General features: G+C 70.7%; 15 protein-coding genes and 3 tRNA genes. 10 read left to right on the top strand and 8 right to left on the bottom strand.

Translation table 11 applies throughout. The features are described 5' to 3' along the window. Positions 1–154 precede the first annotated feature (154 nt). The 3 genes from ACIQ7Q_RS05445 to ACIQ7Q_RS05435 all read left to right on the top strand — a co-directional run bounded on the left by ACIQ7Q_RS05445 (position 155) and on the right by ACIQ7Q_RS05435 (position 4,472). The gene (locus tag ACIQ7Q_RS05445) at positions 155–1,810 is read left to right on the top strand and encodes a hypothetical protein (RefSeq protein WP_403856555.1); all 1,656 of its coding nucleotides are present in this window, start codon (positions 155–157) and stop codon (positions 1,808–1,810) included. 210 nt (positions 1,811–2,020) lie between these two features. Next, positions 2,021–3,481, top strand: a complete 1,461-nt coding sequence (locus ACIQ7Q_RS05440; RefSeq protein WP_403856553.1) for a N,N-dimethylformamidase beta subunit family domain-containing protein — start codon at positions 2,021–2,023, stop codon at positions 3,479–3,481. A gap of 91 nt (positions 3,482–3,572) precedes the next feature. Beyond that, on the top strand, positions 3,573–4,472 hold the full coding sequence (locus ACIQ7Q_RS05435; protein WP_403856551.1) for a phosphoribosylaminoimidazolesuccinocarboxamide synthase: 900 nt from the start codon (positions 3,573–3,575) through the stop codon (positions 4,470–4,472). A gap of 43 nt (positions 4,473–4,515) precedes the next feature. On the opposite strand, the gene ACIQ7Q_RS05430 is transcribed toward ACIQ7Q_RS05435, so the two are convergent. The 8 genes from ACIQ7Q_RS05430 to ACIQ7Q_RS05395 all read right to left on the bottom strand — a co-directional run bounded on the left by ACIQ7Q_RS05430 (position 4,516) and on the right by ACIQ7Q_RS05395 (position 9,128). After that, positions 4,516–4,588, bottom strand: a tRNA-Gly gene (locus ACIQ7Q_RS05430). A 22-nt stretch (positions 4,589–4,610) separates the two neighbouring features. After that, positions 4,611–5,246 (bottom strand): response regulator, encoded by a 636-nt coding sequence (locus ACIQ7Q_RS05425; RefSeq protein WP_403856549.1) that lies wholly within the window; start codon positions 5,244–5,246, stop codon positions 4,611–4,613. Continuing rightward, on the bottom strand, positions 5,243–6,460 hold the full coding sequence (locus ACIQ7Q_RS05420) for a sensor histidine kinase (RefSeq protein WP_403856547.1): 1,218 nt from the start codon (positions 6,458–6,460) through the stop codon (positions 5,243–5,245). The genes ACIQ7Q_RS05425 and ACIQ7Q_RS05420 overlap by 4 nt, the downstream gene beginning before the upstream one ends. Before the next feature lie 30 nt (positions 6,461–6,490). Continuing rightward, complete coding sequence (locus tag ACIQ7Q_RS05415; protein ID WP_403856545.1) at positions 6,491–7,312, bottom strand: ABC transporter permease; 822 nt, start codon at positions 7,310–7,312, stop codon at positions 6,491–6,493. Continuing rightward, positions 7,309–8,295, bottom strand: coding sequence for an ABC transporter ATP-binding protein (locus ACIQ7Q_RS05410; protein WP_403856543.1), 987 nt, complete (start codon positions 8,293–8,295; stop codon positions 7,309–7,311). Before ACIQ7Q_RS05410 ends, ACIQ7Q_RS05415 begins: the two co-directional genes overlap by 4 nt. A gap of 160 nt (positions 8,296–8,455) precedes the next feature. Next, positions 8,456–8,528: transfer RNA gene (locus ACIQ7Q_RS05405), tRNA-Gly, on the bottom strand. Between the two features lie 80 nt (positions 8,529–8,608). Further along, positions 8,609–8,680 (bottom strand) — tRNA-Gly (locus tag ACIQ7Q_RS05400). Between the two features lie 109 nt (positions 8,681–8,789). After that, on the bottom strand, positions 8,790–9,128 hold the full coding sequence (locus ACIQ7Q_RS05395; RefSeq protein ID WP_403856541.1) for an Lsr2 family protein: 339 nt from the start codon (positions 9,126–9,128) through the stop codon (positions 8,790–8,792). 291 nt (positions 9,129–9,419) lie between these two features. Here ACIQ7Q_RS05395 and purS point away from each other — a divergent pair, with 291 nt between their 5' ends. The 7 genes from purS to ACIQ7Q_RS05360 all read left to right on the top strand — a co-directional run bounded on the left by purS (position 9,420) and on the right by ACIQ7Q_RS05360 (position 15,889). Next, on the top strand, positions 9,420–9,665 hold the full coding sequence (gene purS / locus ACIQ7Q_RS05390; protein ID WP_403856539.1) for a phosphoribosylformylglycinamidine synthase subunit PurS: 246 nt from the start codon (positions 9,420–9,422) through the stop codon (positions 9,663–9,665). Next, the gene (gene purQ, locus ACIQ7Q_RS05385; protein ID WP_403856537.1) at positions 9,662–10,366 is read left to right on the top strand and encodes a phosphoribosylformylglycinamidine synthase subunit PurQ; all 705 of its coding nucleotides are present in this window, start codon (positions 9,662–9,664) and stop codon (positions 10,364–10,366) included. The genes purS and purQ overlap by 4 nt, the downstream gene beginning before the upstream one ends. Next, the gene (purL, locus tag ACIQ7Q_RS05380) at positions 10,363–12,612 is read left to right on the top strand and encodes a phosphoribosylformylglycinamidine synthase subunit PurL (protein ID WP_403856535.1); all 2,250 of its coding nucleotides are present in this window, start codon (positions 10,363–10,365) and stop codon (positions 12,610–12,612) included. The genes purQ and purL overlap by 4 nt, the downstream gene beginning before the upstream one ends. Positions 12,613–12,710: 98 nt before the next feature. Continuing rightward, positions 12,711–13,226 carry an ArsR/SmtB family transcription factor gene (locus ACIQ7Q_RS05375; protein WP_403856533.1) on the top strand — a complete coding sequence of 172 codons (516 nt, stop codon included), beginning with the start codon at positions 12,711–12,713 and terminating at the stop codon, positions 13,224–13,226. A gap of 40 nt (positions 13,227–13,266) precedes the next feature. Further along, on the top strand, positions 13,267–14,169 hold the full coding sequence (locus ACIQ7Q_RS05370) for a M23 family metallopeptidase (RefSeq protein WP_403856531.1): 903 nt from the start codon (positions 13,267–13,269) through the stop codon (positions 14,167–14,169). A 9-nt stretch (positions 14,170–14,178) separates the two neighbouring features. Beyond that, a complete protein-coding gene (locus ACIQ7Q_RS05365; protein WP_403856529.1) occupies positions 14,179–14,970 on the top strand; it encodes a sterol carrier family protein in 792 nt (263 codons plus the stop codon). An 88-nt stretch (positions 14,971–15,058) separates the two neighbouring features. Then, positions 15,059–15,889, top strand: a complete 831-nt coding sequence (locus tag ACIQ7Q_RS05360; protein WP_403856527.1) for an META domain-containing protein — start codon at positions 15,059–15,061, stop codon at positions 15,887–15,889. The last annotated feature ends 95 nt before the right edge of the window (positions 15,890–15,984 follow it).

Raw genomic sequence — 15,984 nt, 5'->3', positions numbered from 1 at the left:
CTGCGCCATCCGGATGACGGCTGCCGAAGCCCCAACTAGGGTGCGGCGCAAGCATTCCGGCACATGGCCCACCGGCGTTTGCGATGTCAGTGGGCGGTGCCACAGTGGGGGAGTGACCAACACCGTCGCAGGGCAGAGGGGGTGAGGTCCGGCCGTGTCCGGTACCGGTATCGGTGAGTCGATGGGCACGCGCGGAGCACGTGCCAAGGCCCTTGCCGTGCTGCGCGTCCGCAGCAGGGCGGTGGCCGTGGCGCTGCTCCCGGCGGCCGTCGCCGTCGTTCTGCTCGCGGGCGGTGCCATGGGGCGCCTGGAGGGCGCGGGCTGGGACGCTGCGCGCTGGATCGTCTCCGTCGGCGCGGTGATCGTGCTGGTGCTCGCCGTTGCTGTCACGGCGGTGATCGTGCGGGCCACTCCGGCGCTCAGTCCGACGGTGGAGCTGCCCGAGCGGTCCGCCCCGGATCTGTACCGGCTGGTGCGGGACCTGGCGGAGCGCCTCCAGGTGCCCGCCCCCTCCGCGCTGGCGCTCACCCCGGACTGCGACAGCTGGCTCGAGGACCGTACGCACCCGGCGCACTCGCTGACGGGCGCCCGTCGGCGTACGGGCGAGGAGCCGGTGCTGGTGATCGGCTCTCCCTTCCTGTGGTGGATGAGGGTGGCCGAGCTGCGGGCGGTGCTCGCTCCGGTCGTCGCCGGCACCGGCTCCGCCGCCGACCCGGACATAGCCGCGGCCCGCCGTTTCGTACGGGGACTGGACGCCGCGGTGGCCGACGCGGCTCGCCCCGGCCAGGGATTCATACGGGGGCCGGCGGCCATTTTCGTCGGCAGGGCCGCACGGCTGCTGCTGCGCAGCTGCCAGGACCATGCCGCCGGGATGGAGCGCTGGGTCGCGGCCGCCGCTTCGGAGCGTGCACAGGCTGTGGACTACGGACTGCGGATCGTCGCCCAGGAGCAGGTCGGCCTCGCGTACGCGGGCTGGGACCGGCTGCTGACCAGGGTGGCGCTGCCCGCCTGGCGTATGGGCCGCTGGCCGTCGAGGCTGGACGCCGGCGTGGTCTCGGCCCTGACGGAGCTGTCGCGCCGCGACCGGCTCGCCGAGGGCTTCACCTCCCGGCTGGGCGAGCGCCCCGCGTGCGATCTGCTGGAGGAGCCGGGCGCGGTCGACGAGGCGGCTTCGCTGCTGGCCGCGCGTCTCTTCCATGGCGCGCCCACCGGTCCGGGCCCCGACTGGTCGCCCGTGGACTGGCAGCAGTACCCGGAAGAGGTCGTGGACCGTAAGTGGCGTACGGAGGCGGCCCGTATCCACCGGGTGCTCGACGAGCTGGGGGTCCCGCCGTCGACCGGGCCGCAGGGCCCGACGCTCGTCCGTGTGATCGACCACCTCTCCGCGCAGCCGGGCGGTGAGGCGAGCGACGCCCTGGCCGCCGTGCTGACAGCCCGGATGGCCCGCGAGGAGACCGTCCACGAGCCTGCCGCGCCCGCACCGGCCGGGGCGGACGGCTCCGCCGACGCCCTCGCGCTCTGGGGCGGCGGCGACCCGCTGCCGCTCATGCCGCTCCAGCCGCCGCGCACCGGCCGGGAGCTGCTCGCGGACCATGTCGTCGCGATGGTGTGCTGTGCGGCGGTCGACACCGTCGGTGCGGCGCCCGGCCTGGACTGGCTGGACGGTCCGGCCCTCCTGATAGACGGCGAGCGCCGGGCGGACCTCGCGGCGCCCGTGCTGAGCCTCGTCGAGGACGGCGACCCGCAGCCGCTGCGGGTCTGGCTCGGTTCCCTCGGTGTACGGCCCGAGAAGCCCGTCCGCCTGGTCTGAGCACCGCCGCCCCCGGCCGTGCGGCGGTGCCGTCCGTGAGCCGATGCGCCATGCGGACGAGGGGGAACGATCTCTTCCGGTTGTCGCCTCCTCGGTTGTCAATTAGCGACGAACGGTGACGGACTGCATGCGTAATGTGATGTGCTGGAGACCGGCGCTGAACAGGTCGGCGCATCACGGCGGTTGTCCGGCACCGAGGGAGGGCGCAGCATGGGGGCGGACCAGATCCGGCGGTGGGAATCGGGCGCCCTCGCCCACGCCGTCTCGGACCCCTTCGGCCAGGGTCCCCTGCCCTGGCTGCGCGGCAGCGAGCACTACTTCGACGACACCGGCCACGTCGTCCCCTGGTACGTCGACCCCGGTCTGGCCCGCGGCGGCTCCGGCGGCCCCCGCTCCGCCGACGACGTCCACCGCCAGATCAAGGGCTTCGCGTCCCCCGGTGCGGCCGCACCCGGCGAGGCGATCGATTTCCACATCACGGTGGACCCGCCGCAGCAGTTCTCCGTCGACGTCTACCGCATCGGCCACTACGGAGGCCACGGCGCCGCCAAGATCGCCACCAGCCCGCGCCTTTCCGGCATCGTCCAGCCACCGCCGCTCACCGCCGACCGCACGGTCTCCTGCCATCACTGGTGGCTCTCGTGGCGGCTGCAGATCCCGTCGTACTGGTCGATCGGCGCGTACGTCGCCGTGCTGACCACCCTGGACGGCTACCGCTCCCACATCCCCTTCACGGTCCGCGACGACCATCCCGCGGATCTGCTCCTGCTGCTGCCCGACGTCACCTGGCAGGCGTACAACCTCTATCCCGAGGACGGCCGCACCGGCGCGAGTCTCTACCACGCGTGGGACGAGCAGGGCCGGCTGCTCGGCGAGGAGGACGCCGCGGCCACGGTGTCCTTCGACCGCCCGTTCGCGGGCGCGGGCCTCCCGCTGCACGTGGGCCACGCCTATGACTTCATCCGCTGGGCCGAGCGGTACGGCTACGACCTCGCCTACGCCGAAACTCGTGACCTGCACGCGGGCCGCGTCGACCCGGCCCGCTACCGGGGCCTGGTCTTCCCCGGCCACGACGAGTACTGGTCGGCCCCCATGCGCCGCGCCGCGGAGCTGGCCCGCGACCGGGGCACCTCCCTCGTCTTCCTCTCCGCGAACACCATGTACTGGCAGGTCGAGCTCGGTCCCTCGCCCTCGGGAGTGCCCGACCGGCTGCTGACCTGCCGCAAGCGCCGCGGCCCCGGAAGGCCCGCGTTGTGGCGGGAGGTGGACCGGCCGGAGCAGCAACTGCTGGGCATCCAGTACGCGGGCCGTGTCCCCGAACCGTCCCCCCTGGTCGTACGGAACGCGGACCACTGGCTGTGGGAGGCGACCGGCGCCGGCGAGGGCGACGAGCTGCCCGGCCTGGTCGCCGGAGAGGCCGATCGCTACTTCCCCCGCACCGCGCTGCCCGAGCACGAGGGCCGCATCCTGCTCGCGCACTCCCCCTATCGCGACGGCGACGGGACGCTCCGGCACCAGGAGACGTCCCTCTACCGCGCCCCGTCCGGCGCGCTGGTCTTCGCTTCGGGCACTTTCGCCTGGTCCCCGGCCCTGGACCGGCCCGGCCATGTGGACGCCCGCGTCCAGCGGGCGACAGCGAATCTTCTGGACCGCATCTGCAAGCGGGACTGAGCTCCACCGGGCCCCGTGCACCCCTGGCCGGGTGGGCCCTGGCCGGATACGGGACAATCGGAGCTGTTGTTCACAGCCACGGGGAGGAACCGTGTCCGGATTCGTCGAAAAGCCCGAGCCGCTGCAGGTGCCGGGCTTGGTGCATCTGCACACCGGCAAGGTGCGCGAGCTGTACCAGAACGAGGCGGGCGACCTCGTGATGGTCGCCAGCGACCGCATGTCGGCGTTCGACTGGGTGCTGCCCACCGAGATCCCCGACAAGGGGCGGGTCCTGACCCGGCTCTCACTGTGGTGGTTCGAGCGGCTCGAGGACCTGATCGGCAACCATGTCGTCTCCACCGAGCTGCCCGAGGGCGCCCCCGCCGACTGGGAAGGCCGCACCATGGTCTGCAAGTCGCTGCGCATGGTGCCCGTCGAGTGCGTCGCCCGCGGCTACCTGACCGGCTCCGGCCTCGCCGAGTACCGCCAGACCCGCACGGTGTGCGGTCTGGCGCTTCCCGAGGGCCTCGAGGACGGCTCCGAGCTGCCGGCCCCGATCTTCACCCCGGCCACCAAGGCGGCCGTCGGCGACCACGACGAGAACGTCAGCTACGAGGAGGTCGCCCGCCAGGTGGGCGCGGAGACCGCCGCCCATCTGCGCCAGACCACGCTCGCCGTCTACTCCCGGGCCCGCGACATCGCCCGTGAGCGCGGCATCATCCTCGCCGACACCAAGTTCGAGTTCGGCTTCGACGGGGACGAGCTGATCCTGGCCGACGAGGTGCTCACCCCCGACTCGTCCCGCTTCTGGCCGGCCGAGACCTGGGAGCCGGGCCGTGCGCAGCCGTCGTACGACAAGCAGTTCGTCCGTGACTGGCTGACCTCCCCGGCCTCGGGCTGGGACCGGCACAGCGAGCAGCCGCCGCCCGCGCTGCCGCAGGAGATCGTCGAGGCGACCCGGGCCAAGTACCTCGAGGCCTACGAGCTGCTGACGGGAATGCCCTGGTCCTGAGCACGAAGAAGCCCCCGGCGAGATCGCCGGGGGCTTCACATTGAGCGGACGACGAGATTCGAACTCGCGACCCTCACCTTGGCAAGGTGATGCTCTACCAACTGAGCCACGTCCGCATGCGCCGTAGCGCGGAGACCACTATACCCAACCTCGGCGGCGCGCGAGACGTACCGCCGTGTGGCGGTTCTCGGCGCCCAGCTTGGCGGCGGCCGACGAGAGGTAGTTCCGTACCGTTCCCTGGGACAGCGACGCCCGCTCCGCGATCTCCGCGATGGGCGCCCCGTCCGCCGCGAGCCCGAGTACTTCGGCCTCCCGCGCGGTCAGCGGCGAATCGCCGGCCGAGATGGCATCGGCCGCCAACTCGGGGTCCACGTAGCGGTTCCCGGCGTGCACGGTACGGATGATCTCCGCGAGCCTCTGGGCACTCACGGTCTTCGGCACGAACCCCCGCACTCCCGCGACAAGGGCCCTCTTCAGGTGGCCGGGCAGCCCGTGACTGGTCACGATCATGGTGCGGCAGTCGGGCAGTTCCGCTCTCATGGCTGTGGCCACTGTCACACCGTCCGCGCCCGGCATCTGCAGATCCAGCACGGCCACGTCCGGCCGGTGCGTCCGTGCCATGGCCAGGGCCTCGGGGCCGGTGGCGGCCTCCGCGACCACGACCAGGTCGTCCTCGAGCGCGAGCAGCGCGGCGAGCGCGCCCCGGATCAGATGCTCGTCGTCGGCGAGCAGCACCCGCACGGGCCCGTCCCGGTCCGGCTCGTACGCCGTCATCGCGGCACCTGTGCCGTCAGCCGGAACATTCCGCCGCCGACCGGGCCGGCGTCCAGGGTGCCGCCGAGGGTCGCCAGCCGTTCGCGGAGCCCGGTGATGCCCGAGCCGCCGCCGACAGCGGGAGCGTCGCCGCCCAGGCCGTCGTTCTCGACGACCAGTACCGCCGTGGCCGACGAGATCGACAGCCGCACCGCGCACGTCCGTGGATCTCCGTGCCGCAGCACATTGGTCGCCGCCTCACGGACGACCCAGCCGAGTGCCGACTGCGCCCGAGCCGGCAGCCCGTCCGCCGAATCGGCGCCCGACACGGCACAGTTGATCCCGGCGGCTGCCAGCACGCTGCGAGCACCCTCCAGTTCTACGGCGAGGTCGGCCTCCCGGTAGCCGCGCACCACTTCCCTCAGCTCTTTTTGCGACTCCTGCGCGATGCGCTGTACTTCAAGCATCTGTGCGACCGCCTCCGGCCGTCCCCGCTGGGCCAACTGCACGGCCAGCTCGCTCTTCAGCGCGACCACGGCCAGATTGCGCCCGAGCACGTCGTGCATGTCCCGGCCGAACCGCAGCCGCTCCTCCGCGACCGCCAGCCGGGCCTGTACGTCCCTCGCCTCCTCCGCCTGCCACATGACCTGCAGGCTCCACGCGGCGGGCCGCACCGTCACCAGCGTCATGCCGCAGGTGATCAACGCCATCAGCAGCAGTCCTGCCAGCTCGCCGCCGCGCATCCCCACGACCGCGAAGAGCGCGAACAGCACGGCGGTGAAAGCCGTGTACCGCAGCAGCAGGACCCGGACCGGCACCAGCAGCGCGTAGGGGATGGTGAACGCCAGTGGCGTCTGCGTCAGCAGGAAGGCGATCATGCCGTCCTGGACGCCGTCCACCGCCCGCAGTGCCGTGATCAGGGCCACCGCGACGGCCAGCAGCGCCAAGGGCAACGCCAACCGCCGGCGGGGGAGCACCGCCTTGCCGAGGTAGTGGTCGAGCGCCGGTCCCGTGATGCGGTTGCTCACGACGCACTGCGCGACGCTCACCACGACCAGCGCCGCTCCGAGGGCGAGGGGCAGCGGCTGATGCTTCACGGCACTGATCAGCGGCAGGAGACCCCAACTCGCCATCAGGAACCACACCATGACGCAGAGCGTGAGGCGCGAGTAGAGGTCGATCTTCTGGAGCTTGCTGCGCTCCCGCCACCGCCCGCGCCAGCCGCGTATCCCCACGACCAACACCGTCTCCCCCCGTCGGCTCTCTCAGCGTCGCGGCTCCCAGCGGAACCGCTTCCGTACAGCAAACACGGAGACGACGGACCAGGCCAGCACGACGGCGAGCTGCGACGCGATCTCGTCCGCACCCGCCCCGCCGGTCCAGCCGCTCCTGATGAGGCCGATCACCGGTGTCAACGGCAGGAGTTCGCACACGGAGGCGATGCGCTCCGGCATCACGTCGAGCGGAACCACCATGCCGGAGCCCGCCATCGAGATCAGCATCAGCGGCATCACCGAGATCTGAGCGCCCTCGGCGGACTTGGTGAACGCCGCGGTCGCGGCGGCGAGCCCGCAGCTCATGGCCACGCCGAGCAGCACTCCGGCGAGGGCGAGCCACACCGCCCGCGGCGCCGGGATGTCCATGGCGATCGTGCAGCCGACGGCGAGCACGGCGCACTGCGCGAGGCCGATGGCCACCGCCGGCAGGGAGGCGCCGGCCAGGATCTCGACGTCGCGGAGCTCTCCCGTGCGCAGCCGCTTGAGGACCAGTTCCTCCCGCCGTACGACGAACACGCCGACCAGCGTCGAGTAGACGGCGAACAGCAGCGAGAAGCCGAGTGCGCCGGGCAGCAGCACGGTCCCGACCGAAAGCCCCTTGTCATCGAGCTCCATCTGCTTGACCGCGGACGACATGGAGAAGGTCAGCATCGCGGGGAGCACCAGCGCGGTGAACATGGTGGCCTTGTTGCGGCCGAGCAGAGTCAGTTCGGCGCGGGCGAGTGCGGTCATGCGCGCCCCGCCGGTCTTCACCGTCCGCGCGGGCGCTGCGGAGGCGATGGTGGGCCGGGTCGTGTCCGTGGTGCTCATCGGGTGATCTCCTGGTTCTGCGCAGGGTCCTGGGCGGCGTCCCGGGTGTCGGCGAGGACGCCCCGGGCGGCGTCCTTGGCGATGTGCAGGAAAGCCTCTTCGAGCGAGGCGGAGCGGACATTCAGGCCGCGCAGCTCGACGCGTTGCTCCTGGGCCCACAGCAGCAGACCGGTCGCTGCCCGCTGCAGATCGAAGGTGCGCAGCCGAATGTGCGTGCCGTCCGTCTCGTGGCTGCTGACCCCGAGCGCGGGGAGCGGCGGCAGATCGCCGACCAGCAGGCCGTGGGGCAGTTCGAAGGAGATGTGCGAGGGTTGTGCGGCGACGACCTCGTCGACACGGCCGTCGGCGGCGATCCGGCCCTGGTGCATGATCGCCAACCGGTCGGCGAGCTCCTCCGCCTCCTCCAGGTAGTGCGTGGTCAGCAGCACGGTCGTGCCGTTGTCACGCAAGGAACGCACCAGTTCCCAGGTCTCGCGGCGCCCCTCGGCGTCCAGCCCGGTCGTCGGCTCGTCGAGGAAGAGCACCTCCGGCCGCCCGAGCAGGGCAAGCGCCAGGTCGAGTCGGCGCTTCTCACCGCCGGACAGCTGTTTCACCCGCACGGCGGACTGCCGCGACAGCCCCACGGTCTCGAGCGCCTCGCCGACCTTGCGAGCACCGCTGGTGCACCCCGCCCACATGCGCGTGGTCTCGGCGACGGTGAGTTCGGCCGGGAAGCCGCCTTCCTGCAGCATCACTCCGATCCGCGGCCGTACGGCGGCACGCTCGCGGTACGGGTCGTGTCCGAGGACGCGTACGCGGCCGCCGTCGGGGCGGGCGAGGCCCTCGAGCAGTTCGACGGTGGAGGTCTTGCCGGCGCCGTTCGTGCCCAGCAGCGCGAAGATCTCGCCGCGGGCTGCGCGGAAGGTGATACCGGTCACGGCTTCGAAGCCGCCGGCATAGGTGCGCCGGAGATTCTCGGCCTCGATCACGTAGTCGTCGCTCATGCCTCAAGGCTTCCGTTGCCTCGAGGCCGTCGGCAGTGCGCGCTGTCATCACTGCCCATGACAAATGTCATCGGCGCCGCGCCCCGGGCATCCCGCCCTGGAGATCCGTCCCCGGACACGACGAAGGCCCCGGTCTGACGACCAGGGCCTTCGCTCTCTGAGCGGACGACGAGATTCGAACTCGCGACCCTCACCTTGGCAAGGTGATGCTCTACCAACTGAGCCACGTCCGCATTGCTGCCACTCGGCTCTCACCGGGTGGTGCGCTCACCACTGTACCTGATCCACAACGGTGGACGGTAAAGCGATGCAGAGCGGGTGACAGGAATTGCACACTGCGCCTTCCCCCTGGAAGGGGGATGTTCTACTACTGAACTACACCCGCACGCTGCTGGAGGCGGGCCTTTCGGCTTGCCCCTCGGCGTGCTGCAGACTCTAGCCGATCACCAGGGGTGCAGTGCAACTCCGTTCGGCGCGGTCGCGGCCGACCTGGCTCAACTGGCCTCGCGGAACGCCTCGTAGACGCGCTTGGGGATGCGTCCGCGGGCCGGCACGTCCATCTTGTTGGACTGCGCCCAGGCCCGTACCGCCGCCGGTGCCGGCTCGATCGCGGTGTGCCGGTAGGTGACGGCCCTCGACTTGTCCCGCTTGCTGCCGTTCGCCTGCTTTCGGCCGGCGGCCATGTACGGCGCCAGGGCCTTGCGCAGTTTCTTTGCATTGGAGAGATTGAGGTCGATCTCGTACGACTTCCCGTCGAGGCCGAACGTGACCGTTTCCGTCGCTTCCCCGCCGTCGATGTCGTCGGAGAGCGTGACCACTACTCGCTGAGCCACGGATATCGGTCCTTTCCCTGCGGTATCACCGGTTACCCAGTGGGTTCTGACGTGCGGCGATACCGGCTATTCGGCTGTCGAGGGGCAATGCTGCTTTCCTCTGTATTCCTTTGTACAGCGGAAGGAGGCGCACTGTGAAGCCCCGCCAATTACCTGCGCGTGTCCGCCGCAATCAGGACCGGGATTCTTTCTCTGGATTTCCCTGTGCGTTGTCTTGATATCTACCCGCGTAGATTTTTCGGCCGGGTACGCTGAGGGAACCGCCCTCGCAACACACCACCGGGAGTGCCCGTGGCTCGCGTCGTAGTCGACGTCATGCTCAAGCCCGAGATCCTCGACCCCCAGGGACAGGCGGTGCAGCGTGCACTGCCTCGGCTGGGATTCGCCGGGATCGCGGACGTCCGTCAGGGAAAGCGCTTCGAACTGGAGGTGGACGGGCCGGTCGACGAGGCCGCCCTCGCCCGCATCCAGGAGATGGCCGAAACGTTCCTCGCCAACACCGTCATCGAGGACTTCGTCGTGAAGGTGGAGTCGTGACCGCTCGTATCGGAGTCGTCACCTTCCCCGGCACCCTCGACGACCGGGACGCCCTGCGTGCCGCCCGCCTCGCCGGTGCGGAGCCCGTCCCGCTCTGGCATCGCGACAAGGACCTGAAGCAGGTCGATGCGGTCGTCCTCGCCGGAGGCTTCTCCTACGGCGACTATCTGCGCGCCGGAGCCATCTCACGGTTCTCGCCGGTGATGGGGACGATCATCGAGCAGGCGAAGGCCGGTATGCCGGTCCTCGGTATCTGCAACGGCTTCCAGATCCTCACCGAGGCCCATCTGCTGCCGGGCGCGATGCTGCAGAACAACCATCTGCACTTCATCTGCCGCGAACAGAAGCTGCGGGTGGAGAACGCGGACACCGCCTGGACCGCCGACTACCAGGCCGGCCAGGAGATCTCCGTACCGCTGAAGAACATGGACGGCCGGTACGTCGCCGACGAGCGGGTGCTCGACGAGCTGGAGGCCGAGGGCCGGGTCGCCTTCCGCTACCTGGCCCGCGGCGAAGCCGCTGACGGATACGGCAACCCCAACGGCTCGCTGCGCGACATCGCCGGCATCACCAACGCCGCGGGCAACGTGGTCGGTCTCATGCCGCACCCCGAGCACGCAGTGGAGCCGCTGATCGGTACCGGCGGTACCGACGGGCTCGGTTTCTTCACCTCGATCCTGAAGAAGTTGGTCGCAGCATGAGCCTCGACACCGTCAAGCACGCGGGCGAGACCCCGGATGCCGAGCAGCCCTGGAAGGAGCTCGGCCTCAAGGAGGACGAGTACGCGCGCATCCGCGAGATCCTGGGCCGCCGTCCCACCGGCGCCGAGCTCGCGATGTACAGCGTCATGTGGTCGGAGCACTGCTCGTACAAGAGCAGCAAGGTCCACCTGAAGCAGTTCGGCGAGAAGGTCCCCGAGAACGACGCCATGCTCGTCGGCATCGGCGAGAACGCGGGCGTCGTGGACGTCGGCCAGGGCTATGCGGTGACCTTCAAGGTCGAGTCGCACAACCACCCGTCGTACATCGAGCCTTACCAGGGTGCGGCGACCGGCGTCGGCGGCATCGTCCGCGACATCCTCGCGATGGGCGCCCGCCCGGTCGCGGTCGTGGACCCGCTGCGCTTCGGCGCGGCCGACCACCCCGACACCAAGCGCGTCCTGCCCGGCGTCGTCGCCGGCATCGGCGGCTACGGCAACTGCCTGGGCCTGCCGAACATCGGCGGCGAGGTCGTCTTCGACGCGTGCTACCAGGGCAACCCGCTGGTCAACGCCGGCTGCATCGGCGTGATGAAGCACGAGGACATCCACCTCGCCAAGGCGTCCGGCCCCGGCAACAAGGTCGTCCTGTACGGCGCCCGCACCGGCGGCGACGGCATCGGCGGCGTCTCGGTCCTGGCGTCCGAGACCTTCGACGACACCAAGCCGACCAAGCGCCCCGCCGTCCAGGTCGGCGACCCGTTCCAGGAGAAGCTCCTGATCGAGTGCACCCTTGAGATCTTCAAGGAGAAGCTCGTCACGGGCATCCAGGACCTCGGCGGCGCCGGTCTGTCCTGCGCCACCTCCGAGCTGGCGTCCGCCGGCTCGGGCGGCATGCGGGTCGAGCTGGACACCGTGCCGCTGCGCGACGCCACGCTCTCGCCGGAGGAGATCCTCATGAGCGAGTCGCAGGAGCGCATGTGCGCGATCGTCGAGCCGCAGCACGTCGACCGCTTCATGGAGATCTGCGAGAAGTGGGACGTCACCGCCACCGTCATCGGCGAGGTGACGGACGGCGACCACCTGGAGATCTTCTGGCACGGCGAGCTGATCGTGGACGTGCCGCCGGGCACCGTCGCGCACGAGGGCCCGACGTACCACCGCCCCTTCGCGCGCCCGTCGTGGCAGGACAGCCTGCAGGCCGACGACGCGAACAAGCTGGCCCGGCCGGCGAACGCCGAGGAGCTCCGCGAGCAGATCCTGAAGCTGGTCGCCTCCCCGAACCAGGCCTCCAAGGCGTGGATCACCGACCAGTACGACCGCTTCGTGCAGGGCAACACCGTGCTCGCCCAGCCGGAGGACGCCGGCATGGTCCGGATCGACGAGGAGTCGAACCTGGGTGTGGCCATGGCGACCGACGGCAACGGCCGGTACGCCAAGCTCGACCCCTACACGGGTGCGCAGCTCGCGCTGGCGGAGGCGTACCGCAACGTCGCCGCCTCCGGTGCGAAGCCGCTCGCGATCTCGGACTGCCTGAACTTCGGCTCGCCGGAGGACCCGGACGTCATGTGGCAGTTCGCCGAGGCCACCCGTGGGCTCGCGGACGGCTGTCTGCAGCTGGGCACCCCGGTCACCGGTGGCAACGTGTCCCTCTACAACCAGACCGGCGACATCGCGATCCACCCGACACCGGTCGTGGCTGTGCTCGGTGTGATCGACGACGTCAACCGTCGTACGCCGATCGCGTTCGCCGAGGAGGGGCAGCTTCTCTACCTGCTCGGTGACACCCGCGAGGAGTTCGGCGGCTCTGCCTGGTCCCAGGTCGTCCACGACCACCTCGGCGGCATGCCGCCGACGGTCGACCTCGACCGGGAGAAGCTGCTGGCCGAGATCCTGATCTCCGCCTCCCGCGACGGCATGATCGACGCGGCGCACGACCTGTCGGACGGCGGTCTGATCCAGGCGGTCACCGAGTCCTGCCTGCGTGGCGGCAAGGGCGCGCGCCTGGTCGTGCCTGACGGCCTCGAAGCCTTCACCTTCCTGCTGAGCGAGTCGGCCGGCCGTGCGGTTGTCGCCGTCCCGCGCAGCGAGGAGCTCCGCTTCACCGACATGTGCGGCGCACGTGGTCTGCCGGCCACCCGCATCGGTGTCGTCGACGGCGACGCGGTCGAGGTGCAGGGCCAGTTCAGCATCCCGCTGAGCGAGCTGCGCACGGCGCACGAGGAGACCATCCCGGGTCTGCTCGTCTGATTCCGCTGCACTCGACAAGCCCCCGTCCGGTTCCGACCGGGCGGGGGTTTCGTCATGGGGTCTTGCACGAGATTACGTAATTACGTAATCTCGTCGGCGTGACATTGGAGGAGCGCGTTGCGGCGCTGGAAGAGCGGATGGCAGCCCTGGAAGGCGCGGGGCCTGCCACGACGGCCCTCGGCGAGGGCGACCTCTGGGCGCTGGAGGGACTGAAGCAGCGGCTCGCCGCGACGGGCGAGGCGGCGGCGGACGGCGGAGTGCTGTTCACCGGAGCCGTACGGCTGCCGACCCAGGAGCAGTACGAGTGGCAGTACGGGGCGCTCACCTCCGGGCTCCTCGACGGGGAGAGCGACGACTGGACGCGGGCCGCCGAGTCGCTGGCCGCCCTCGGCCATGCCGTCCGCCTGCGCCTGCTGCGGGAGATCCTCGGCGGCCGCCGTACCGCCGCCGGGCTGGCCGAGCTCGAAGGGCTCGGCACGACCGGCCAGATCTACCATCACCTGCGCCAGCTGACCGCTGCGGGCTGGCTCCACACCACGGGACGTGGCCGCTACAAGGTGCCGGCGGCCCGCGTCGTCCCGCTGCTCGTGGTGCTGACCGCCGCGTGCCCATGACCGTTCGAACGTGCCCGTGACCGTTCAAGGGAGAACGACCATGTCCGTCGGCAAAGTGCTCAGGACCGTCTACCGGCTGGGCTGGGTGACTTTCTTCGCCCTCGTCACCGTCAAGATATTCGTCGACCTGCCGTTCGCCTGGTACTGGATCTGGCTTCCCGCGGTGCTCTCCCTCGCGATCGCCGTGAGCGGTTCCGTCCGGATCCGGCTGGCCCAACGGGAGCATCCACGTGAGGCCGTCGAGATCGCGGCTCCCGTCAGGGGCCGGTGGTCGGCGCTGAACAGCCCGGCCGACCGGACCCCGAGCCATGGCACGCACGGCTACGGCCAGACGTACGCCATCGACGTCGTCGCCGAGCCCGAGGAGGGCGCGCGGCCGGGCTTCAGGGCGCTGTGGCCCGTCGTCCGCCGCAACCGGGACTTCCCGGCCTTCGGGGAGCCGCTCCTCGCGGTGGCCGACGCGACGGTCGTCCACGTCGAGGACCGGCAGCGCGACCACCTCAGCCGCAACTCCCTGCCCGCGGTGATCTACATGCTGCTCGTCGAGGGGTCGTTCCGGGACATCGGTGGCGTCCGCAAGGTGCTGGGCAACCATGTCGTGCTCGACCTCGGCGACGGGGTGTTCGCCGCTTACGGCCACCTCGAGCGCGGATCGCTCGCGGTCCGCACGGGCGACCAGGTCCAGGAAGGCCAACTGATCGCGCGCTGCGGCAACTCGGGCAACTCCTCGGAACCGCACCTCCACTTCCAGCTGATGGACGGCCCGGACGCGGACACCGCGGTCGGCATCCCGTTCAGCTGGCGCGGCGTCGGCGTCCCGCGGAACGGCGAGGCGTTCATCGTCGCCAAGACCGGCGAGTCGTGCACCGTCGAAAAGCCTGAGGAGCCTGACAGGCCCGAGCAGCCCGAGAAGCCGGTGCCGGACGACATCGCCGCGCCGTAAGGTCTGTCCATGCCACCGGCCAGGAAGCGCCCCCGCAGCTACGACCACGCCATCACACGCGATGCCGTCCTCGCCCAGTTCGGGCATGTGCGGCAGGCGGTGGGCACACTCACCGAGCAGCAGTTCGCCCTGCCGACGAGGCTCGGGGACTGGACCGTACGGGAGTTGGCCGCCCATGTCGCCATGGTCGCCGGGCTCGTCGCGCGCTATCTGACGCAGCCGGAGCCGGACAAGCAGGACCTCGCGCTGCTCGACTGGCCGTTCGCCACGGTCACGGCGGCCGGGCAGGTGGACGAGGACACCAGGGCCTTCGCCGAGGGCGGCGGGATCGTCGAGCTGTTCGACCGCACGGCCGCCGGCCTCGAGGAGCTCCTGCCGGCCGCCTCCGCGGAGCGGTTGGTGCCCATGCGGTTCGGGGGCATGCGGCTCGGGGACTTCCTCGTGACCCGCACCGTGGAGATGATCGTCCACACCGACGACCTGAACGACGCGACCGGACTGGACATCCCGTACGACCGCCGGGCACTCGCCGCCTGCACCCGGCTGCTCGCCGACGCCCTCGCGGTCAAGGCGCCGGGAGCGTCGACGGAGGTCCGCGTCCCGCCGTTCGCCGTGGTGCAGTGCGTCGAGGGCCCCCGCCACACCCGTGGGACGCCGCCCAATGTCGTCGAGGCCGACCCGCTGACCTGGATCCGGCTCGCCACGGGCCGCACAGCATGGCGGGACGCACTGGCGGCGGCGAAGGTCAGCGCGAGCGGCGAGCGCGCCGACCTCGAGGCGCAGCTGCCGATCCTGGGCTGAGCCGTACGGCCGGAGCTGCGGCGCACGGGCCAGGACTGAGCCCCGGACCAGGGCGGAACCGACACCGCGCGCCTTCCGTCCCATCGGTATGCGCTACCAGCTGAGCATTTCTGTCACCGCACTGGCCGTCCTCGCGCTCTCCGCCTGCGGCACACACTCGGGTGCCGGTACCGGCGACGGAGGCGAGGGAGCCGGTTCCGTACAGCCCGACGTGCCGGTGAGCGGCGTCCACTGGTCCGTCGACAGCGTCACTGTCGACGGCAGGAAGTCCGAGGCCCCGGCCGGCGCGCACGTAGAGATCGACGACAAGGGCCGGGCCGGCGGCAACTACGGGTGCAACCACTTCGGCGCCGACGTCAAGATCGACGGCGACACGATCACCGTGGGGCCCGCCGAGATGACCGAGATGGCCTGCGAGAAACAGATCCAGGGCTTCGAGGACGCCCTGCGGGCGGCCTTCACCGGCAAGCTGAAGGCGAAGCTCACCGACGGCAGGCTCACCCTGACCACGGAGAAGGGCGACTCCATCGCCCTCACCTCGGAGCGTTCCTCCCCGCTGACCGGCACCAAATGGACGGTGAACAGCCTCGTGTCGGGCGAGACCGCGACCTCACTGCCCGCCGGCACGGAGAACAAGGCGCATCTGACCTTCGGCAAGGACGGCTCGGTGAGCGGCAGCCTCGGGTGCAACCGTTTCACCAGCACCGCGAAGGTCTCGGGCGACTCGATCACCCTCGGGCGTCTCGCCTCCACCAGGAAGCTGTGCCAGGGCCCCGAGATGGACCTGGAGCGCGAGCTGGTGAAGGTCCTCGACGAGGGGACGGTGAAGTACGAGCTGAAGCATCGCTCGCTCACCCTCACGGCGTCGAACGGCAAGGGCCTCGCGGCGGTCGCCGCGGAGACCTCCGGCGAGAAGTAGCCGTGTGAACTGGCACACGCCCCACCCGGACGGGTGACCGGCCGGTAACCGAGGCGCCCTCTGACGCAGCGTGATCACGCCGACAAGAGGCGGCC

This window comes from Streptomyces sp. NPDC096176, assembly GCF_044763255.1.
In the GTDB taxonomy this organism is placed as follows: domain Bacteria; phylum Actinomycetota; class Actinomycetes; order Streptomycetales; family Streptomycetaceae; genus Streptomyces.
The sequence above is the reverse complement of the archived record's forward strand: the minus strand, read 5'-3'. Positions and strand labels throughout refer to the sequence as shown.